This window comes from Helicobacter suis (assembly GCF_902196135.1).
Taxonomy (GTDB): domain Bacteria; phylum Campylobacterota; class Campylobacteria; order Campylobacterales; family Helicobacteraceae; genus Helicobacter; species Helicobacter suis_A.
Genome location: NZ_CABIKE010000012.1, coordinates 1 through 20728 on the forward strand (window position 1 = coordinate 1; position 20728 = coordinate 20728).

Here is a 20728-nt window from a genome sequence, read left to right on the forward strand (position 1 = left end):
GAACATAAAGAAGAACATAAAGAAGAACATAAAGAAGAACATAAAGAAGAACATAAAGAAGAACATAAAGAAGAACATAAAGAAGAACATAAAGAAGAAGCGATCCCAGAAACGCCTACAGAATCACAAGAACCTATAACATCACAAGAACTCCCACAGGCTATACCACAAGAACAAGAGCAAAAAGAGCAAAAGGCAGAAGAAACAAATCAAACTCCGCCACCAGAAACCCAAGAAACCCATCACGATAACACAGAAGGGTTAAATTTAGAGGATTTATTGCCACTAGAAGCACACACCCCCGCAAAACAAACAGATAGCACTAAAGAACCCACGCTAGACTCTACCCTTCCAGATGATATTCCCCTTGAATCCCACACCCATGCAGATAGTGTACATATGGACATGCTTGAGGATTTAATGCAAGAAAATTCTCCTGAGGCTCAAGAGCTCATGGATAGCATGCATGGAATGGATAGCGCGATGCACACGGCTATGGAGGACATACAACCCTTTACAGATGTAGAACCTTCTTTAGCACAAGAAACACAAGAAACACAAGAAACCCCCCCTACAGAGTCTAGTTTGACTCAAGATGCAGAAGCTAAAGAACCCCAAATAGAAGAGTCTAAAAAAGAGGAAATAGAGGCAAAAGAAATCCCCCCATCTTCTCAAGACAAAGAAACTAATCAAGAAGTAGAGGAAAATGCAGAAGTTGAAAATGCAGAAAAAGAACCTCAAGAGCCAATTCAAGAATCTCAAGAACTTAAAGAGCAACCAGAAACTCCAGAAATCCCTTCAGAAAAAGAGACACAACCCCAAGAACCCTCAGAGCCAGAAAATTTAACACCTGTACAAGAATCTACAGAATCTGCAGAATCTAAAGAACCTTTAACAACCCCGCCTGAAAAGGAATCCCAAGAGTTTGAAAAAATTGAAGATATTCCTGAGCCGGTTATGGCTAGTGTAATGGATGAATCTGAAATACCCAATGAAGAGGCCAAGCAAGAGGCACAGCCAAAGAGCACAGAAGCAGCAGAGGAAGTAAAAGAGGAGGAAAAAGCAAGCAAGGAAGAAGAAACAAGTGGAGTAGAAAATAAAATAGAAGAGGAGGCAAGCGAGGTAGAAGGAAAAATAGAGGAGGAAAAAGCAGATAGGGCGGACGAGAAAGCAGAAGCCACACTTCAAGAGCAAATACCTCAAGAGCAAACGCCTCAAAAAGAACAACCAAGTTTGCCCCCTTTGAGCTTAAGTTTTGATTTACAAACCTTGCTTAAAGATTTGCCCATTGATCCTAAGATTTTAGAGAATAAAACCCTCCATGTTCAGGTCCAATTAGCTGATAAAACATGACGGCTTATCGCATGCTTATCTTAGCTGGTCCGAGTGGATCGGGTAAGAGTACTCTTGTGAGGCATTTATTAGAGCAATGTGAGGATGTTTATTTTTCTATCTCAACTACAACGCGTCCAAAACGAGAAGGAGAGATTGAGGGGAAGCATTATTATTTTGTAAGTCAAGAGGCTTTTTTAGAAGGGATTGACAAACACCAATTTTTAGAATGGGCTAAAGTACACGGCTATTATTATGGTACTTCTCTTGTGCCCATTGAGCAGGCTTTAAAAGTAAATAAACTTGTGCTACTTGATATTGATGTACAAGGGCATCGCAGTGTTAAAAATATTTATCCTCAAGCGACTTCTATTTTTATCACAACCAAAAATGCACAGGTTTTACGCACCCGTTTAGAGCAACGCCAAACCGATAGTAACGAGGTGATTACAAAGCGCCTCATCACGGCTTTTAAAGAACTCCAAGAGATAGATCAGTTTGATTATGTGCTTATCAACGAGGATTTAGAGCTTTCTAAAAAAATGGTGCTAGAAGTAGCCCACACCTTGCGCTACAAACAACAGATGTTTCCTAAGGAGCAACTTTGCCGTGCTTGGAAAGACTAAGTTAGGCTATGCTAATATGGGGAAAATCCCTATAAAAGGATAAACATGGGCGGTTTTACAAGTGTTTGGCATTGGCTAATTGTTTTAGTGGTGATCTTGCTTTTATTTGGTGCTAAAAGAATCCCTGAGTTGGCTAAGGGGCTTGGTAGCGGGATTAAGAACTTTAAAAAGGCTGTGAAAGATGATGAGGAGGAAAAAAAAGAGGGTAAGGAGGAGGTACAAACCCTACACACCACTAGCCCTAATCCACAAACTCCAAATAGCCCACAAAGTAGTACACAAACTAAAGACCCCACCAAAGTTAGCTAAATGCATTACACGATCAAAACCCTACTAGAGCGGGTTTTACAAACAGAGGTGATCTTAGAGCACCCTAAAGATAGGAGTTTGGGGCATTATGCTAGCGTGGTGGCTTTTCCCTTAGCAAAGGTGTATAAAAAGCCACCTAAGGCTATCGCGCTAGAGTTGGTGGATCGTCTTTTAGAAGATGAAGAATGTCAGGCTGTTTTTGCAAAGATAGAGGCACTCAATGGCTATATTAATTTTACCCTCAAAGAAAGTTTTCTAGATCGCTTTTGTAATCAGGCCTTAAAACTAGGGGTAGATTTTGGCAAAGAAGCGGATAAACAAGAGAGTCTTTATTTAGAATTTGTCAGCGCAAACCCTACAGGACCTTTGCATATCGGGCATGCTAGAGGGGCGATTTTTGGAGATAGCTTTGGCAATTTAGCCCGCTTTTTAGGCTATAAGGTACACACTGAATATTATGTCAACGATCTAGGCGCACAGATTAAATTACTCGGCCTTTCGCTTTGGCTAGCTATTTGTGAGATGCAACATCTTAAAGTAGAATACCCGGCAGAGTATTATAGAGGCGCGTATATCAATGAACTAGCTCAAAAAGCACTAGAGCATTTCCCGGATTTAAACAACAATGATCCTAATCTTTACACCACATTAGGAGATTTTGCTAAAGAAGTGGTACTAGCTCAAATAGAGCAGAGTTTAGCAGATTTGGGGATTGTTATAGAAAATTATGCGAGTGAAAGGGCGATGTTTGCGCATCAAGAGGAGGTTTTTAAGCGTTTAGAGCAGGCTGGAGGTGTGTATGAGTTTGAAGGCAAAATGTGGCTTAAATCTAGTATGTTTGGAGATGAAAAAGATCGCGTGATTCGTAAAAATGATGGGGATTTTACCTATATTGCAGGGGATATCACCTACCATGATTATAAATTCAAACAGGGCTTTGATCACTATATTAATATCTTTGGGGCTGATCACCATGGCTATGTAGCCCGCATTAAGGCAGCTTTGCAGTTTCTAGGCTATGAGGCACAAAAATTAGAGGTGCTTTTAGTGCAAATGGTGGCTTTATTACAAAATGGCAAGCCTTATAAGATGAGCAAGCGCGCGGGTAATTCTGTGCTACTTAGCGATGTGCTAGAGGACATGGGCAAAGACGCTCTGCGTTTTGTGTTTCTGAGTAAAAAGCTAGACACGCATTTAGAATTTGACATCGCTAGTTTGCAAAAACAAGATAGTTCTAACCCCATTTTTTATATCCACTACGCCAACGCCCGTATCCACACTATGTTAGAAAAATTCTTCCAAAAACCAAATGCGAGTTTGCAGGCTATTCTCTCAAGTTCTTTAGAAAATCTCCCAAAGGCTGGGGGCGCTCTTCTTTTTAATGCCCTTAATTTGCCTAAAATTTTACAAACCGCCTTTCAAGATAGAGAGTTACAAAAGATATGCGATTATCTTAAAGGTTTAGCTGCCGATTTTCACAGCTTTTATAACGCCTATAGAATTTTAGACACCCCGCAAGAATTGCCTTATTTAAAGCTTTGCCAAATGGTGAGTTTGAGTTTAACAATCGGTCTAAAATTACTTGGGATTAGAGCTAAAACAAAGATGTAATAACGGACGGGGATAAGGAGGGGGAGTTACCCCGCCCGTGCCGACTAAATGCCGGCTAGTTAAAATATCTAAAATATCTGGAATTTTCTCTTAAACTTTTGTTATAATAATTTAAGTTTAAGTTAAAGGATTTGAATGCGTATCTTGTTGGTGGAAAACAACGCTGATTTAAGCAAAGAAATTAGCGCCTATCTCAGCGAAAAGAGTTTTCAGGTAGATGTAGCAGAGAATTTAGAGGATGGCGAGTATTACATCAGTATCCGCAATTACGATCTTGTGCTGATTAGTTTAGAACTTAGCGATGGCAATGGTTTAAGTTTAGTGCCTTATGCAAAGGCCAAACATGCCTCTATTGTAAGTATCGTGCTAGCTAATAACGCCTCCAGTGAGCAAGAGATCAAGGCTTTTAAAGAGGGAGTAGATGATTTCATCGCTAAGCCTTTTGATTTGGGGGTGCTTGTGGCTAGGATTGAGGCGAGATTGCGCTTTTGGGGTTCTAGTATTATTGAAATTGAAGATCTAGTGATTAATCCAGATGAGGAAAAGATCGTATATAAGGGTAAGGAAATTGAAGTTAAAGGTAAACCCTTTGAAGTGCTCACCCATCTAGCGCGCCACCGCGATCAAATCGTGTCTAAAGAGCAGCTTTTAGATGCTATTTGGGAAGAGCCGGAGTTAGTAACGCCTAATGTGATTGAGGTGGCCATTAATCAGATTCGCCAAAAAATGGACAAACCACTAGGTATTTCCACCGTAGAAACCGTGCGCCGTAGAGGGTATCGTTTCTGTTACCCAAAAAGTGTAGAAAACTCTTAAAATTGTACTACCCCAAAAACCCTTAGTATGGTTATGTTGTTTGTAACTAGGGCTAGGGGTTCTGTGTTGAATAATCTTTGCACATAAGCTTAAGGTAGCGGGTATGGATTTATACCTTTTGGTGGGCGCTTTTATGCCACATTTGCTCTTGTTAAAGCTAGGGGTTTATAGCGTGGGTAATTTAAAGTACTTTAATCCATAAAAACCCTTATAAAACGCTCAAATGCTAAAAATATTTTAATCTCTAGCGCAGGTTTGCGCGCTAAGCCTGCAAGCTTAGTAAAGCAATTAAGGCGTAGCTATAAGGTTTTGTGCTAATGCTAGCTAAGGGCTCAACTCTAAGAGTAGAGGTGCTAGAGAGCCCCTAGCTTAAGCCTTGATAATCTTAATCAATCTTGCAAGCTTAACACGCAGGGAGTATGCCAAACACCAGCGCTAAGATCAATAAAGACGCGCAAGATTGCCCCACAAGCTAGAGGTACATCATCTTTCTAGCGATTTTTTCAAAATCAAATCAAGCAATCTAAAAAAAACACTTTGGAGTTGTTCTAATTCCTCCACCCCTACCCTCTCATCAGTAGAGTGGATGCGATCATTACACACACCAAACTCTACAACCTCCACCCCCAGCGCCCTAAAAAAGCGCGCATCGCTAGTGCCCCCCTTAGTGTTAAGCGCAGGGGTGATCTCTAAAACTTCTATAATGGCTTGTTTAAGACAGGAGAGAATAAGGCTATCTTTAGAAGAAATAAATGGTAGAGAATTTTGTCTTAAATGGATATCACAGGGGACTTTAGAGAGTACTCTATCTAAGAAATTTTCCACATCTTCACGCGTTGTGGCAGGCGAATGGCGGACATTAAAGGCAATCTTTAGGCTTCTGGGTGTCATGTTTTCTGCGGGCACATGGCTTTCAATAGAGGTAAGCACCAAGCGGGAGGGCTCAAAAAAAGCATCACCCTTATCTAAAAGTGCTCCAGCTAGTAAATTTAATTTATCAGAGATAAGATCAATAGGATTAAGGCATTTTTTAGGATAGGCCACATGCCCGGGTACGCCTTGTACGATGATGTTTCCACTAATTGATCCTCTTCTACCAACTTTAATGCTATCGCCTAGGGTCTGTATACTCGTAGGTTCAGCCACCAACGCAAAATGGGGCAATAAATGCTTTTCTTTTAAAACCTCTAGCATGTGTTTTGTACCAAACTTGGCCTTACCCTCCTCATCGCTGGTTAAAAGAATAGAGAGAATCAAAGGGATTTTTTGCTCTTTAAATTTTGCATAAAACTCTATCAAAGCACAGAAAAAAGCCGCAATGCCTCCCTTCATATCCTGCGCTCCCCGTCCATACAAAAAACCACCTGTCAGCACCCCAGCAAAAGGATCTACACTCCAGCCCTCCCCCGGAGGCACGACATCTACATGCCCGGCAAAGCAAAAATGCAAGGGGTTTTCCCCGCCAAAATCTTTATAAAGAAATATATTTTTTACCGGTTCTTTGTGGGCATTTAGGATTTTAAAATCGGGCAAAAGAGAGGCTAGGTAGGCAAAAATCCCCTCCTCTTTAGGCGTGATAGTTGGGTAGGTTAAAAGTTTTTGGGCAAGAGTGATAGCATTCATGGGAGCTCTTTAAGAGTGGTTTTAGTGTGTAGGTGGAGGTAGAGTTGCAACACTTCTAAATTAGAAGGGGTGATTCCGCTAATCTGTGCAGCCTCAAAGAGACTTTTAGGGCGCAATTTCTCTAATTTTTCTATTGCCTCTAGGCCAAGACCGGGGATTTTATGGAAGACAAAATCTGAGGGGATTTTATTTTGTAACATCTGCTCCATTCTTGCAATAGAGGCGCTTTGTTTTTCAATATAGCTATGGTATTTACAGGCAATTTTAACTTGCTCTAAAACCTCTGGCTCTAAATCTTGTAAAAAGCTAAAAAGAGAGCTTAAAATCTCTACACTACAGCTATCGCGTCCGGCTAAAAACACCCCATTACATTTATCATTAATCCCGTCTTGTCCTAAATCCTCAAGTTTTTGCAAAGTCTCTTTAGAGGGCGTAAAATGCGTGTTTTTAAGATTTTCTAGGGCTTGTGTGATCTGGCTTTGTTGCTTTTGTAATTTGGCATGCTCTTTTTCACTCATTAATCCTAAAATATAAGCATACTTACCTAAGCGCCACCTTGCATTATCCTCTCGTAGTAATAGGCGGTATTCAGCGCGAGAGGTGAACATGCGATAAGGTTCTTGCGTGCCCTTGCTGATCAAATCATCAACCATCACGCCGATATAGGCCTCATCGCGCCGCAAAATTAAGGGGGGTTTATTTTGCAAAGCCAAACAGGCATTAATTCCGGCAAGTAAGCCTTGTGCTGCTGCCTCTTCATAGCCTGTTGTACCATTAATTTGGCCTGCTAGATAGAGATTTTTAATCTTCTTACTCTCTAAAGAGTATTCAAGTCCTGTAGGCTGGATAAAATCATACTCAATCGCATAACCATAACGCGTAATGTGGGCATGCTCTAAGCCTTTAATGGAGTGAATAACTTGCTCTTGTAAATGAAAGGGTAGAGAAGTACTTAGCCCGTTGACATAATATTCACTGCCACTTCTTGTTTGGGGTTCTAAAAAGAGTTGGTGGCGCTCTTTATCTTTAAAGCGATAAATTTTATCCTCAATGCTAGGGCAATAACGGGGCCCCACTCCCTCTATTTGGCCGCTAAACATAGGCGCTAAATGGAAATTTTGCTCAATAAGGGCGTGGGTTTTAGCATTCGTGTAGGTGATAAAACAAGGTAATTGTATGGGGTTAAAATTTTTTGTTTTATCGCTAAATTTAGGCGGGGGGAAATCCCCAAAGTGGGCTTCTAGCTCTGTAAAATCAATGCTATTTCCAGCCAAACGCGGGCAGGTGCCGGTTTTAAGCCGCCCTATTTCTAAACCTAGAGTTTTTAAATGCCGTGCTAACTCAATAGAAGCACTCTCACCAAAGCGCCCATTTTGGCTTGTATGTGTCCCGATGTGTACTAGGCCTTGTAAAAAAGTTCCTGTAGTGAGAATAATCTTTGAAGCTTTATATTCTTTGCCTAGAGTACTTTTAACCCCCACCACAGCCCCATTTTCTAAAAGCAAACTCTCCACCATTTCTTGAGATACGCTTAAATTAGGGGTATTTAGCACTAAATTGCGGGCGTTTTGGCGGTAGAGATCCATATCAATTTGAGCGCGCGTACCCCGCACAGCTGGTCCTTTAGAGGCATTAAGGATGCGAAATTGCAAACCAGATAAATCGCTTAAAATCCCCATGACCCCACCTAAAGCATCAATTTCTTTAACCAAATGCCCCTTACCAAGTCCACCAATGGCCGGGTTACAGCTAGCAAGCCCGATATTTTCTATTAAAAGCGTGAGTAGATGCACCCTTGCGCCCATTTTAGCTGCTACAATGGAGGCTTCAATACCTGCATGCCCCCCTCCTACAACAACAATATCTAACATGGCAATCCTTTTTACTGATTTTATAATCAGAGATTTTAATGATCATTTAATGAGAAAATTAAAATAGATTATGTTACCCTAAGTGTTCTTATTTACTTTGGTTAGGATTTAAAATGAACGCAAAATTTAGGGCGGTGGCTCGTGTTGGCTATAAGCTTTGTGGTAAGATTTATCATAAGATTTTTCGTATCGCTTTGGATAAGTACTTTTCGCGTGCTTTAGATAGACATTTAGATAGACATTTAGATAGACATTTAGATAGACATTTAGATAGACATTTAGATAGATACTATAGGTCTGGTTATCGCGAAGAGACATATGCAAAAGAAGAGGCCTTTTATCAAAATTTTCCCTTTGTTAATTGTTCTAGTTGCAACAAGACAGATTTATTAGTTACACCTCCTGATTGGAGCACCCTTAATTTTGAAAGCTACACCCAAGAACTTTTAGAAAAAAGAGGATTTAATCAGGCCTTTAGAGACAAGTTTAAAGATAGAAAACCTATTGTACTCTTTGCGGGCAATGATGCAGAGCAGGATGAAAGCGGGTTTATTCAGGATTTATCAAAAGTGTGTGAAAAAGTGTATTTATTTTATCAAGACGATGGGAGCTATGGGACAGCACATTATGGATTTAACATGGGTCGCTTGCTTAACTGCAAAGAGGCAAATTCTTTTATCAACACCACTAAAATTTGTGAGATCATAGACAACGCCCCAGCAAATGCAAAACCCGATCTTTTAATAATTCAAGGGTGGGGGTGGAATTACAGTCCTAGAGATTTATTGTTGATCAAACACCGCTACAAAGACCTTAAAATCCTCAATCTACAAATGGACGATGTAGCTGGCTATGGTTTAGATAGTCCTCTAGGTACGCATGCTATTTTACCCTTTATCGATCTAGCCCTCACTACAGCACCTGAAAAAGTAAAATGGATACTCAAAGAGGGCACACCCGCTTTTTATTTCCCTCTAGCCTCTAGTTTAGATTTCTACCACCCCTTAGAAAATGTAGAGCGTATCTATGATATTGGATTTGTAGGGCTTAATTATGGTGGGCGCGCTGAGATAATCAAAGCCTTAGAAAAGGAAAATTTTAAAGTAAAGGCCTATGGGCATGGTTTTGGAGGGAGATTACCCTTAGAGCAAACCAATCTCTTTTTTAACCAGTGTGAATTGGTGTTAGGTTGTGGGGGTACTGGAGCGGGAGGGGGTGAGTTTGGTAGAATCAACATGAAACTACGCGATTTTGATACACCCATGAGCGGGGCGGCCTATATCACCACTTATCATAAAGACTTAGCCGATCTTTTTAGTAGAGAAAGCATGATTTTTTATGACAGTACAAAAGATCTAATCACAAAGGCGCATTATTATTTAAAACATAAAGAGATACTCCAAAAGATCAGAGAAAAGGCCTTTTTAGAAGCCTCTAGTAAACATACCTATGAACAGCGCTTTAAAGAAGTGTTTAAAAAATTAGGCATTATTTAGTAGCGCTATCAAACCTAACAAATTTTTAGACTGGTTTAGTTGGTATTGTTTTTGATTGGTCTTTTTAAATTTATGTTTAGTTAGGTTAGTTATGGGTTTTAAAGCAAAATTTTTAGAGGAAAAAGCGCGCTATATCACAGGCATTCTTTTAATTATATTGGCTGTTGTGGTGCTTTGGATCAACCATGTAATTCTCTTTTGGGGGGTTTTAGGCGTAGTTTATGTACTGGGTTTTTATGAAGCCTTAGAACTTTATCAAAAAACTTATCATCTCAAGTTTGGATTTTGGTACTTTGTTGGGGCTGTTTGTGTGTGGATTTTGGGTTATTTTGCACCCATAGAAAGCGCGCTTTTTATGGGGGTTTTTGTAGCCGGATTTTTAGCCTATAAAGCTTTAGATATGCGCTTTGTTTTGCCCTTTATTTATCCTAGTTTGCCATTTTTATGTCTTTTTGCTCTTTTTAAAGATTTTGGAGTACGGGTTGTAGCGTGGCTAGTGGTGGTGGTGGTTTTAGCCGATGTGGGGGCGTATTTTGGAGGCCGGTGGCTAGGTAGTATCCGGCTTAGCCCAACCTCACCTAAAAAGACTTTAGAGGGGGCTTTAATTGGTTTTATGCTAGCTAGTTTAATAGGAGGACTAGTAGGCATAGCCTATTTAGGATTTATAAAAGCGTTTTTAGTGAGTATAGTTGTTGCCTTGAGTGCTATTTTAGGGGATTTATTTGAGAGTTATTTAAAAAGGGTAGCAGATGTTAAGGATAGCGGTTTTGTTTTGCCCGGACATGGAGGGATATTAGATCGCCTAGATGCCATGCTCTTTGCAGGTGTGAGCATGTATTTTTGCTTAAACTTTAAATTAGGGCTGCTTTTATCATTTCTATGAATTCTCTTCTTCTTTTAGGTAGCACCGGATCTATTGGTAAACAAACCCTAGAGGTGGCTAAAGCTTTAAATCTACCTATTGAGGGTTTGAGTGCGGGCAAAAATATAGAACTTCTTAATGCCCAAATCCAAGCTTACCACCCCCAAAAGGTCGCGCTTTTAGATCCACAGGATTTATCTCTTTTAAAAGTCCCTACAGGTGTAGAGGTATTTGTAGGAACTGAGGGGTTAAATGAATTAGTAGCTAGCGCTTCTAGTTCTATTATACTGAATGCACTAGTAGGCTTTGCCGGGCTAGAACCTAGCCTTGTAGCGCTCAAACAGGGCAAAACCCTAGCCCTAGCTAATAAAGAATCTCTAGTTGTAGCCGGGTGGCTTTTAGATGCAACTAAGATTTTACCCATTGATAGCGAACACTTTGCCTTACGGGATTTATTGCAAAACATCTCTAAAGAGCGTGTAGAAAGTCTATATATCACTGCTAGCGGTGGGGCTTTGCGCGATGTGCCCATCAATGAAATTTCTAGCCAAAGTTTAGAAAAAGTCTTAAAACACCCCAATTGGCAAATGGGACCCCACATCACGATTAACTCGGCTAATATGGTTAATAAACTTTTTGAAGTGCTGGAAGCGTACTATTTATTTGGAATAGAAAAGATTGAAGCCTGTATTGAGCGTAGTTCTTGTGTGCATGCCTTGTTGCGTTTTAAAGATCAAAGCTGGCATGCCCAACTAGCTAGCCCAGATATGCAACTACCCATTGCCCATGCTCTCTGCCCGAATTTAGCCCATAAAATCGCGCATAAACCCCTTGAAATTTTACAAATCCCTCCGCTTGTATTTGAACCAATTGAGTTAGCTAGATACCCTCTATGGGGTTTAAAAGACTTACTACTTGAAAACCCTAAACTAGGGGTGGTACTTAATACAAGTAATGAAATCGCGCTTAAAGCTTTTATCAATAGACAAATTTGTTTTGGAAAAATAGCCACTTGGATTAATCAAAGTCTTAATCATTTTAAAAATGTTTCCTCTTATCTACACACTTTAGAAGATGTTAAAAATCTAGATCAAGAAGTACGATTATGGATGCAAAGAGAATTTTTATAAGTTAAAGTTAATCTTTTTTAAGATAAAGTGGAAGTTTGGGCGGAGTATGGCGCAGCCTGATTAGCGCGCACCCTTGGGGTGGGTGAGGTCGTGGGTTTGAATCCCGCTACTCCGACCATTTTTATATTTATCACTCCTTTATTGATTTTCCTCTATTTTTAACACTCCATAGATTAATTTTATCCTTAAAAAGCAGAGGTTTAGCACTGGGGATTTTATGGTGTTTGGGTGATAAAAGGTTGGGGATCAATTGTTATTAATCTAAGTTTTTTTAATTTTGTTTTTTATACCATAATGGCTTGTTAATAAGAAAAATTCAAAAAAAGGGCGATCATGGCAAGAGAACAAGAGAACAAGAACGGCATGTTATAAGAGGCATTGATGCAGAAGTCGAGCAAGTAATAAACTCGTTAATGGATTTTGATCGCTTAATGGAGCAAACGCTAAACGAGTATCCTAATCTTCTAACAGACAAGCATGAGTCTCCACAAGCAAGCTAAAAAGGATTTTGAGGTAGGGTTTAAGGGTTAAGAGGCGTAATAATCCAAGTCCCTACTTTAAGGCTTCTATCTTTTAAACCCAAAATGGGTCTAATTTTGCACAAAACTCTCTTTGCCCGCAAAGTGGGTTAAATTTTTTAGAATGAAGTAGCTAGAGGGTTTTTAAGCCAAACAAATTGCATGCCTTGATCATTTTATTGCTTCACATCTCCTAACTCACAGGCTTTTTCAAAATACTTGATAGCTTTTTGATCATCCTGTTCTACTATCACTTTTAAACGCTATCCTAATTCATAGATCACCACAAAACTAGGGTTTATCTACTCCTCGGAATAAGTTTTGCTTAGATAGAGTAATTCACTTAAAGGATCACTATGCTCCGCTCTTTATGGTCTGGTGTTAATGGAATGCAGGCGCACCAAATCGCCCTAGATATTGAAAGCAACAATATCGCCAATGTCAACACCACCGGCTTTAAATACTCCAGAGCCTCTTTTGTGGATATGTTATCTCAAGTTAAACTCATCGCCACCGCCCCCTATAAAAACGGCTTAGCGGGGCAAAATGACTTTTCTGTGGGTTTGGGTGTGGGCGTGGATGCCACCACTAAAATCTTTTCTCAGGGTAATTTGCAAAATACCGATGTCAAAACAGATTTAGCCATTGAAGGCGATGGATTTTTTGTCATTAGCCCTGATCGAGGCGTAACACGCAATTTTACCCGTAGCGGGGAATTTCTCTTTGATGCAAATGGGAGCTTAGTTACTACGGGGGGGTATGTGGTGCAAGGCTGGGTGCGCGATCCTAAAGACATGGGTTCTAAGGATAGCGAAACGGATATGCTTAAAATTGATAACACAAAACCTTTACAAAATATCCGCATTGATCCGGGTATGGTAATGCCAGCGCGATCGAGCAGTAAAATTACGATGCGTGCTAATTTAAATGCAGGACGCCATGCCGATCAAGTAGGCAATGTTTTTATGCTTGATTCTTCAACTAAAACCCCTGCAGATGGAATCAAACCCCAATACGATTCAGCCACCAATCTTACCCAAATGGCAGAGGATATGGGGTCATTATTTAATGAAGATGGCGATGCGTTTTTACTCAATGAAGATCAAGGCATTTGGGTGAGTTATAAAAATGCGAGCATGAAAAAGGCTATTTTATCCTCTAAAAGCAATAATACTTTAGAGCTCAATGGAACAAAAATTTCCTTTAGCAACGACTCAGCCACAACCCATATCACTTCTTTAGCCGCTGCTAAAAATGCGATTAATGCTGTGAAAAATAAAACCGGAGTTGAGGCTTATATTGATGATGGCCAATTGCGCTTAGAAAATAAGAACAGTTTAGAGGGCGATGAGCATGTTAAAAATATCGTAGTAACCCATGCAGGTACGGGGGCTTTTGCTAATTTTGCTAAGGGTGATCAAAGTATCACCGCCTTTAGATACCGCTACACAAAAGGCATTGATGCGGATTCTACTACCGGACAATTTAAAACAACAGAGGATTTACGCGCACTCATGCAACATGATGCCAATATCGTAAAAAATCCCGGTTTAGCCAAAAATTATAAAGATTCAGCTGCCTCTGTTTCAGTAAAAATTAATAGCCATGGCATGTTTGAAATTGCCAATAAAGATGATGGAAATCCCACTAAGGATAATTTAAATATCTTTGTAACCAACTACGCCTCTGATAAAGTAACTAAAAATGTCCTCTTTGGTAAAACTATGGGCGCGCTTAATACGGCTGCTTTAATTGAAGGGGGGGTTTCTACTTCCACCTCCAGATTAACCCATGCCACCCATGCAAGTAGCGTTGATTTAGTAGATAGTTTAGGTACTAAACATAGCATGCGCTTAGAATTTTATAAAACAGGGGGAGCGGAGTGGCGTTTTAGAGCTATCGTACCTGAACCCGGGGAAATTGTGGGTAGTTCTCCTGATCGCCCTAATATATTTGAAGAGGGGATTTTACATTTTAATAAAGACGGGAGTTTAGCCGGCATGAATCCTCCTGTGTTACAATTTGCACCCCATAATGGTTCAGATTCACCTCAGCGCATCACGCTAAGTTTTGGTACGGCCGGAGGCTTTGATGGAATCACGAGTGTAGATAAAATCTCTGAGACTTATGCCATTGAGCAAAATGGCTACCAAGCGGGGGATTTAATGGATGTGCGCTTTGATAATGACGGGGTGTTGCTTGGATCTTTTAGCAATGGTAAAACTCTCTCTTTAGCGCAAGTGGCTTTGGCTAATTTTGCCAACGATGCGGGTTTACAAGCCGATGGGGGGAGTGTATTTTCTGAAACAAGCAACTCAGGTAAAGCCCTCATTGGGGCGGCTAATACGGGGCGCAGAGGCGGGGTTTCTGGTTCTAAGCTAGAGTCTTCTAATGTAGATTTAAGCCGTAGTTTGACAAATTTAATTGTGGTACAAAGAGGTTTTCAGGCTAACTCTAAGGCAGTTACCACCTCTGATCAGATTTTAAATACTTTGCTTAATCTCAAACAATAGGAGATTTTTAAGTGCATGAATATTCTGTTGTTTCCTCTCTAATGGATTTGTGCGAAGCGCATGCGCGCAAACATAACGCCACTAAAATAGAAAGGGTGGTGGTGAGCATTGGGGAGCGCACGGCTATGGATAAACAGCTTTTTATGAGCGCTTTTGAGACTTTTAAAGAAGAATTAGATATTTGTAAAGACGCGATCTTAGATATTGTAGAGGAAAAAGTAGAATTGACTTGTTTAGATTGTTCTTTTGTGTTTATCCCGGCTACTTTAGAATATGGGCAATGCATGCGCTGTGGCTCGCAAAATGTACGGATTAGTAAGGGTACAGAAATGCAACTTTTGTCTTTGGAGATGGTGTGATCGATGCGATTTTTCAGGAATTTATTAAAAAAGCACCTAAAATGAAGGAGCACTGGGAGGTGGTGCAACTCTTTGAGGAGGAACGGCAAAAATTCCAAGAAGAATTACAGGCTTATGAAGATGAAATCAAACAAGCCCGCGGGGTGTTGCGCGATTTACGCGCCCAAGTCGCACAAATTAAAGAAAATTTAAAAGATTTACAGAACTACAAACAAGATAAAGAGGAGGAGATTAAGCAAATCAAACAAGAATTGCTCTCGAATCAAATCCAGCGCGATCTCTTGCATCTGCAAAAAGACAAGCCAGAAATTCCAGATTCAGAGCAAGAACCTTTACCCCAGCCGGTAGAATCTGTAGAGATTTATTTAAAAGATCACTCCATAGCCAAAGCGCGCCCGGCTAAGCGCTTTTTTAGCGATCAACTTTACCGCCAATACCGCGTACTCTTGCGGGAAAACCGCATGCTTAAAGATCGAGTTTTTGGATTAGACTTAGAAAATAGTACCCTTAAAATTGAACTTAGAGACTTAAAAACCCAAAATCTTTTACAATCTAAAGGTCAAGAAAAACCGGATACAAAGGAGGGTGAAGAGTCTAAATGAGGGTTTTAGTCAGTGCCTTAGAGGTGAGTGCTAATGTCCATTTAAAAGTTTTAAGAGAACATCTTTTGGAGGTGGAGTGGCTAGGGATTTATGATGCGCTTTTGCCTAAAGATACCCCGCTTTTTTCCCCTAAAGAGTTTTCTATTATGGGTTTTAAAGAAGTCTTTAACCGGCTTTTATTCTTTTATAAAGCCCTGCAAGCTATGGCAAAACTTGCCAAAAAAGCCGATCTGATTTTGCTTATGGATTCCTCTTCTTTTAATATCCCTCTTGCTAAACGCATTAAAAAACAATATCCAAATAAGCCCATTTTTTACTACATTTTGCCACAGGTGTGGGCGTGGAAAGCCTACCGCGCGCCCATTATTGAAAAACATTGCGATCATCTCGCAGCTATTTTGCCCTTTGAAACTTCTTATTACAAAGAAAAGGCGAAGTTTGTCGGGCATCCTCTTTTAGATGAAATCACACAGATAAAAACCTCTTTAGAGGGTCAGGGGGTGGTTTTTATGCCCGGGAGTCGCAAACAAGAAATTACGCGCCTCTTTCCTGTTTTTGTACAGGTGGCTAAACAAATTAATCAAAAGCGTATACTCATCGTGCCCTCCAGCTTAAAAGATCAAGATTTAGAGGCTCTTTATGGCCCTGATCTTAAGCTCTTTGAAATTTCTTATAACGCGCACCAAAGCCTGTATGAAGCCTCTTTTGCCTTTATTTGTAGCGGTACAGCTACTTTAGAAGCCGCTCTTATTGGTACGCCTTTTGTACTAGGTTATAAAGCTAGACCCTTTGATTTTTTTATCGCTAAGAGTTTAGTTAAACTCACCTGTATCGGGCTTGCTAATATTTTTTATAATGCGATTTGTAATGAAAGTCCGGGGCGTGGAAAAACCATGTTACATGCCGAATTTGTACAAGAGGATGTAAATCCGGAAAATTTGCTAAGAATTTATTACAATATGGATAGAAATCGCTTTTTTAAAGAGTCACAAAAGATCCGCACCTATTTACAGCACGGGAGTGCGCAAAGGGTGGCAACTTGGATCCAGCAGACTTTATAAAAATTTAGCATTAGGAGTGATGCATGGCTATTTCGCCTACAAAAAAGAACGAGTCAGCTCCCGTTAAAATGCGCCGTGTTGGGCTGTTTGAAATCTCTGAAAATACCCAAATTGTGCCGGCTAGGGGGCTTTTAGCAGGGGTTAATGACATCGGGCAATTTATTGTAAACATGAAAAAGAATGTCCAGTTAGGCGAAAAACCTGAAGTAGAGTGGATCATCGATCAAATTTGCAACCACTGCGGGGGCAAGCTCCAGCACAAACAAAGTTTATCCACCTGCCCTTATTGTAACTGGGCTTTACACATTGAGAGTCTTACCTATTTAAATGGCGTGGCTAAAAAACCTTTGCGCTTCCAAATAGAAGGACGGGCTTTGCGCGTGCAAACCTCTATTGATATGAGAAACCCTTACCAATCTAGTTTTAAGGGTGATTTTAAAATCCGCTACTTTAACCATGCCTGCCTTTTAATAGAAGCAGGGGGCGCTAAACTCATCACCGATCCATGGCTAGTAGGGCCTAGTTTTTTAGGGAGTGGCTATTTAGAAAAACCTAGCTGTAAGGGAGCTATAAAAGCTTTAATGGAGGCAGATTTTATCTTTATCTCCTCTAATCGTTCTAGTTGCCTGCACCCTCAAACCCTCTCTCTTCTTCCCAAAGACAAACCCTTTATTGTGGGTAATTTTGCCTCTAAAAGTATAGAGAAATCTCTAAGAAGTTTAGGTTTTATCAATATCTACCCTTTAGAATTCCAAGAAATTTATGAATTCAGTGCTTTTTTCCAATTTAGCGTATTTGCTGCTGGCGATGGATTGGAGGATAGCGGACTGTATGTGTGCTTGTCTGGGCATGATGTGATCATCAATGCCTATGGAAACTACCTTAATACCTTTAATTTGCCAAGCGATCTCACTCTGCTTTGTCTGCCCTTTAGCGGGGGAACTTCAGGTTTTCCTTTTTGCATAAAAGGGGATGATTTAGAGCAAAAGAAAATCCACAGCCAGCGCCTAGAGGGCTTTAAATACCAGCTAGAGACCCTGCTAACTTTAAGCAAACCCGCCTATGTCATGCCCATAGCTACGCCTTATTTTCAAGATAGCCCCCGCGATAGCGCGATTAAGGAGCTAAACGCAAAAAACCCCTTTAAAGAAGGCCAGCAAATCTGTGAGACTTTTAGCCGTAGCCACCACGAACAGCCTGTTAAATGGCTTAATCCTGATGAAACCCTTACCCTAGAATTTAAAACCGCTGATTTAGTCCAGTGGCGCGAGGATATCCATCTTTTAAGAAAAGAAAAACCACAAGAATTTGTAGATTTTTATACCCGCCAGTTCACCTACGATCCAAAACAACTCATCACACACTTACAGGAAGCTAAGTACAAGGCTAAGGAGATCGTAACCTTTGTACCCACTAGCGAGGATTTTGAGCGGGTAGTCGCGCCCATTGTGCAGGCTAATTTTGAAACACAGGAGTTTAAAATTATCCCGGTGCGCCTTATCATCAAGGAATTAAAGGGGCATAGAGTGCTTATTTTGCGGGTACGGCGCGAAATTTTAGCCTGTGTTGTGGCTAATCATTTGTCCTTTGAGGAAATGGTGCGCGGGTTTCATTGCCGAATAGAACGCAACCCAGATGCTTACGAGGCTAATTTTTGGCATCACTTTAGCCATGTCTATATCGCCCCCAAACCCTATAGTATTTCGCTTAAAGCCAAATGATGCAACTACACGATACAAGAAGCCAAGCTAGCCTTTCTTTAGAAGAGGCTCTATTACATCCTAGTAGCCCCTCTAAAGGTCTTTATACTCTTAAAAAGTGGCCTAAGCTAGATTTTTCACAATTTTTATCTTTAGACTATAAAGGCCTTGCTAAAGCGCTTTGTATGCATTTAGGAGTTAGGCTAAATGGTTTAGAAAAAGCCTTGAATCGTTGCTCTATTCAAGCCCCCTTAAAACAACTCAAAGGTTTTTCTTTCCCCCTCTTTGTTCAAGAACTCTACCACGGCCCTACTCTAGCCTTTAAAGACATGGCTTTACAACCCCTAGGGGTTTTGCTCTCAGAGGGGGCTAAAAAAGCCCAACAAAAATTAGTGGTTTTAGTAGCCACTAGTGGGGATACGGGTCCGGCTACTTTAGAAAGTTTAGCCCAGCTTGAAAATGTCTTTGTGGTTTGTTTGTATCCTTCTAAGGGTACAAGTTTAATTCAGGCCCTGCAAATGCAAACCGCACAAGCGCCTAATCTTAAGGTATACGGGATAGAAGGGGATTTTGATAAGGCACAAAGTCTACTTAAAACTCTTCTAAATAGCCCAGATTTTAAACATGGTTTAGAAAAGCTAGGTTTTAGTGTGGGGGTGGCTAATTCTATTAACTTTGGGCGGGTGCTTTTCCAGATTGTCTACCATGTATGGGGGTATTTAGAACTCGTGCGTTTAGGTACAATAAATTATGCAGGACCTATTAAAATTGTTGTACCTAGTGGGAATTTTGGTAACGCCCTAGGGGCTTTTTATGCTAAAGAGATGGGTTTACCTGTCTGTAAAATTGCTGTAGTGTCTAATGCTAATAATGTTTTAGAGGACTTTATTAAAACTGGAGTCTATGATATTCGCCAAAGAAGTCTACAAAAAACCTATGCCCCAGCAATGGATATTTTAAAAAGCTCAAATGTTGAACGCCTGCTTTATCATCTCTTTGGTTTTAAACGCACACAAGAGTGCATGCAAGCCCTTGATATACACCAATTTTATAGCCTCACTGCGCATGAACTTAGCCTTCTACAAAAACATTTTGAAAGCTATAGCTGCACAGATGAAACTTGTTTGGAAAATATCGCAAACATTTATAACAGTCATGGCTATCTTATTGATCCACACACAGCCACCGCCTTTAATGCGCTAAAAGAAAATACCCCACATATTCTAGTCTCTACCGCTTCTTGGAGTAAATTCCCAAGCACGATTTATTTAGCTTTAGAGGGCAAAAATTGTTCTGATCAAAAGGCCTTAGAGCTCTTAGAGCAAAAAGAAATCAAACCCCCCGTCTCTGTGCAAACACTTTTAAAGAAAACCCCCCACCATTTAGAAGTGTTGCAAATCCCTGAAATTGCCAGCCATATAGAGGCATGGCTTAAAAGTCTTTAGTGCACCTCGCTCCACACTTTTTGTTTCCACAAGAAAGAAATAAAGGCCATCGCGGCAAAGAAGATCATAATCTTGATCCCCAAAGTATTTCTTTGGTGTTTTTTGCTATCCCCTGTTCTTTCTAAATAATGAATCACCTGTTTTTGGGCATCTTTACTTAAACCCACTCTTGGCATGGCCGTACCGGGTAAGAGTTTTTGTGGATCGTTAATAAACACCTCTAATTTTTCGCGCCCAAGACTTCTAATCATCATAGAAAGATCGGGTACAGCTGCTCCTAAATAGCGGTGCAAATCGGCAGGATCGGTCGTGGCTTTTAATTTGGCATATTGCATGCTATGACAACGCATACAAGCCTGTTCAAAAACAGCCTTTTCTCCTAACTTTTTAGGCGCGATAGATTTTAAATAAGCCACAATATCAGCCAAATCTTGATCGCTAAACTGGGCAAAGGCTGGCATAGGATAGGGGTGGTTGTCTTTATATTTGTGGGTGAGTTTGGCTGTTTTAGTGGGGTCTTTGATAAAGTGGGCTAAAAACTGCGGGTTAAGCACGCTAGCAACACCAGAGAGATCAGGAGGCACCACCCCAAAGCTTGAGCCGGCACTCTTTGCATCCATAGGTGCTTTGATTTTTTGGCTAGAAATGCCATGGCAAGCGGTGCAGTTTTGTGCTACTAAATTTTTGCCTTTACTCGCATCGCCCTTGCTTAAATCAATGGGTTTTAAATCCTTAAAGGCAAAATCTGCGGGGGCTGTTTTTGGTTCCATCACCGAATGGGCGTAGGGTTCTACCCCATAGTAAAGCGCGCCTATAACCACAATTAAGAGTACTAAAATCTTGAGTTCTTTCAT

General features: G+C 40.5%; 18 protein-coding genes and 1 tRNA gene. 16 read left to right on the top strand and 3 right to left on the bottom strand.

Annotation, left to right across the window (positions count from 1 at the left end; all coding sequences use genetic code 11):
• The 5 genes from G6Q06_RS06925 to hsrA form a co-directional block, all read left to right on the top strand.
• Positions 1-1353, top strand: a 1353-nt coding sequence (locus G6Q06_RS06925; RefSeq protein ID WP_163566138.1) for a hypothetical protein, incomplete at its 5' end; no start/stop codon positions are given.
• On the top strand, positions 1350-1958 hold the full coding sequence (gene gmk / locus G6Q06_RS06930; protein WP_163566139.1) for a guanylate kinase: 609 nt from the start codon (positions 1350-1352) through the stop codon (positions 1956-1958). The genes G6Q06_RS06925 and gmk, both read left to right, overlap by 4 nt.
• A 45-nt stretch (positions 1959-2003) precedes the next feature.
• Positions 2004-2267, top strand: a complete 264-nt coding sequence (tatA, locus tag G6Q06_RS06935; RefSeq protein ID WP_006564254.1) for a twin-arginine translocase TatA/TatE family subunit — start codon at positions 2004-2006, stop codon at positions 2265-2267.
• Positions 2268-3878 carry an arginine--tRNA ligase gene (gene argS / locus G6Q06_RS06940; protein WP_163566140.1) on the top strand — a complete coding sequence of 537 codons (1611 nt, stop codon included), beginning with the start codon at positions 2268-2270 and terminating at the stop codon, positions 3876-3878.
• Positions 3879-4013: 135 nt separating this feature from the next.
• Complete coding sequence (hsrA, locus tag G6Q06_RS06945; RefSeq protein ID WP_163533645.1) at positions 4014-4694, top strand: homeostatic response regulator transcription factor HsrA; 681 nt, start codon at positions 4014-4016, stop codon at positions 4692-4694.
• A gap of 483 nt (positions 4695-5177) precedes the next feature.
• Here hsrA and dapE read toward each other — a convergent pair whose 3' ends face one another.
• The gene (gene dapE, locus G6Q06_RS06950; RefSeq protein WP_163566141.1) at positions 5178-6317 is read right to left on the bottom strand and encodes a succinyl-diaminopimelate desuccinylase; all 1140 of its coding nucleotides are present in this window, start codon (positions 6315-6317) and stop codon (positions 5178-5180) included.
• Positions 6314-8188, bottom strand: a complete 1875-nt coding sequence (gene mnmG / locus G6Q06_RS06955) for a tRNA uridine-5-carboxymethylaminomethyl(34) synthesis enzyme MnmG (protein WP_163566142.1) — start codon at positions 8186-8188, stop codon at positions 6314-6316. The genes dapE and mnmG overlap by 4 nt, the downstream gene beginning before the upstream one ends.
• 113 nt (positions 8189-8301) lie before the next feature.
• Here mnmG and G6Q06_RS06960 point away from each other — a divergent pair, with 113 nt between their 5' ends.
• From G6Q06_RS06960 to thrC, 11 genes are all read left to right on the top strand, one after another.
• Positions 8302-9684: a glycosyltransferase gene (locus G6Q06_RS06960; protein WP_163566143.1), complete on the top strand. Its 1383-nt coding sequence runs from the start codon at positions 8302-8304 to the stop codon at positions 9682-9684.
• 91 nt (positions 9685-9775) lie between these two features.
• Positions 9776-10567: a phosphatidate cytidylyltransferase gene (locus G6Q06_RS06965; protein ID WP_163566144.1), complete on the top strand. Its 792-nt coding sequence runs from the start codon at positions 9776-9778 to the stop codon at positions 10565-10567.
• Entirely contained in the window at positions 10564-11676 is a 1113-nt protein-coding gene (gene dxr / locus G6Q06_RS06970; protein ID WP_163566145.1) for a 1-deoxy-D-xylulose-5-phosphate reductoisomerase, read from the top strand. Before G6Q06_RS06965 ends, dxr begins: the two co-directional genes overlap by 4 nt.
• A gap of 40 nt (positions 11677-11716) precedes the next feature.
• Positions 11717-11794 (top strand) — tRNA-Pro (locus G6Q06_RS06975).
• 181 nt (positions 11795-11975) lie between these two features.
• Positions 11976-12176 carry a hypothetical protein gene (locus G6Q06_RS06980; protein ID WP_163566146.1) on the top strand — a complete coding sequence of 67 codons (201 nt, stop codon included), beginning with the start codon at positions 11976-11978 and terminating at the stop codon, positions 12174-12176.
• Between the two features lie 374 nt (positions 12177-12550).
• A complete protein-coding gene (flgE, locus tag G6Q06_RS06985) occupies positions 12551-14707 on the top strand; it encodes a flagellar hook protein FlgE (protein ID WP_163534632.1) in 2157 nt (718 codons plus the stop codon).
• 11 nt (positions 14708-14718) lie between these two features.
• Positions 14719-15066 carry a hydrogenase/urease nickel incorporation protein HypA gene (gene hypA / locus G6Q06_RS06990; RefSeq protein WP_163564671.1) on the top strand — a complete coding sequence of 116 codons (348 nt, stop codon included), beginning with the start codon at positions 14719-14721 and terminating at the stop codon, positions 15064-15066.
• Positions 15063-15668, top strand: a complete 606-nt coding sequence (gene mua, locus G6Q06_RS06995) for a nickel-binding protein Mua (protein WP_240329321.1) — start codon at positions 15063-15065, stop codon at positions 15666-15668. Before hypA ends, mua begins: the two co-directional genes overlap by 4 nt.
• Positions 15665-16729 carry a lipid-A-disaccharide synthase gene (gene lpxB / locus G6Q06_RS07000; protein ID WP_163566147.1) on the top strand — a complete coding sequence of 355 codons (1065 nt, stop codon included), beginning with the start codon at positions 15665-15667 and terminating at the stop codon, positions 16727-16729. Before mua ends, lpxB begins: the two co-directional genes overlap by 4 nt.
• 23 nt (positions 16730-16752) lie before the next feature.
• On the top strand, positions 16753-18450 hold the full coding sequence (locus G6Q06_RS07005; RefSeq protein ID WP_163566148.1) for an MBL fold metallo-hydrolase: 1698 nt from the start codon (positions 16753-16755) through the stop codon (positions 18448-18450).
• Entirely contained in the window at positions 18450-19874 is a 1425-nt protein-coding gene (gene thrC / locus G6Q06_RS07010) for a threonine synthase (RefSeq protein ID WP_163566149.1), read from the top strand. The genes G6Q06_RS07005 and thrC overlap by 1 nt, the downstream gene beginning before the upstream one ends.
• Here the strand turns inward: thrC and G6Q06_RS07015 are convergent.
• The gene (locus tag G6Q06_RS07015) at positions 19871-20728 is read right to left on the bottom strand and encodes a c-type cytochrome (protein ID WP_163534627.1); all 858 of its coding nucleotides are present in this window, start codon (positions 20726-20728) and stop codon (positions 19871-19873) included. The two genes, thrC and G6Q06_RS07015, sit on opposite strands and share 4 nt — an antisense overlap.

Excerpts from the sequence above, each read along its gene's own strand:
- gmk (WP_163566139.1), top strand. The coding sequence starts at position 1,350 with ATGACGGCTTATCGCATGCTTATCTTAGCTGGTCCGAGTGGATCGGGT.
- tatA (WP_006564254.1), top strand. The coding sequence starts at position 2,004 with ATGGGCGGTTTTACAAGTGTTTGGCATTGGCTAATTGTTTTAGTGGTG.
- argS (WP_163566140.1), top strand. The coding sequence starts at position 2,268 with ATGCATTACACGATCAAAACCCTACTAGAGCGGGTTTTACAAACAGAG.
- hsrA (WP_163533645.1), top strand. The coding sequence starts at position 4,014 with ATGCGTATCTTGTTGGTGGAAAACAACGCTGATTTAAGCAAAGAAATT.
- dapE (WP_163566141.1), bottom strand. The coding sequence starts at position 6,317 with ATGAATGCTATCACTCTTGCCCAAAAACTTTTAACCTACCCAACTATC.
- mnmG (WP_163566142.1), bottom strand. The coding sequence starts at position 8,188 with ATGTTAGATATTGTTGTTGTAGGAGGGGGGCATGCAGGTATTGAAGCC.
- G6Q06_RS06960 (WP_163566143.1), top strand. The coding sequence starts at position 8,302 with ATGAACGCAAAATTTAGGGCGGTGGCTCGTGTTGGCTATAAGCTTTGT.
- G6Q06_RS06965 (WP_163566144.1), top strand. The coding sequence starts at position 9,776 with ATGGGTTTTAAAGCAAAATTTTTAGAGGAAAAAGCGCGCTATATCACA.
- dxr (WP_163566145.1), top strand. The coding sequence starts at position 10,564 with ATGAATTCTCTTCTTCTTTTAGGTAGCACCGGATCTATTGGTAAACAA.
- flgE (WP_163534632.1), top strand. The coding sequence starts at position 12,551 with ATGCTCCGCTCTTTATGGTCTGGTGTTAATGGAATGCAGGCGCACCAA.
- lpxB (WP_163566147.1), top strand. The coding sequence starts at position 15,665 with ATGAGGGTTTTAGTCAGTGCCTTAGAGGTGAGTGCTAATGTCCATTTA.
- G6Q06_RS07005 (WP_163566148.1), top strand. The coding sequence starts at position 16,753 with ATGGCTATTTCGCCTACAAAAAAGAACGAGTCAGCTCCCGTTAAAATG.
- thrC (WP_163566149.1), top strand. The coding sequence starts at position 18,450 with ATGCAACTACACGATACAAGAAGCCAAGCTAGCCTTTCTTTAGAAGAG.
- G6Q06_RS07015 (WP_163534627.1), bottom strand. The coding sequence starts at position 20,728 with ATGAAAGAACTCAAGATTTTAGTACTCTTAATTGTGGTTATAGGCGCG.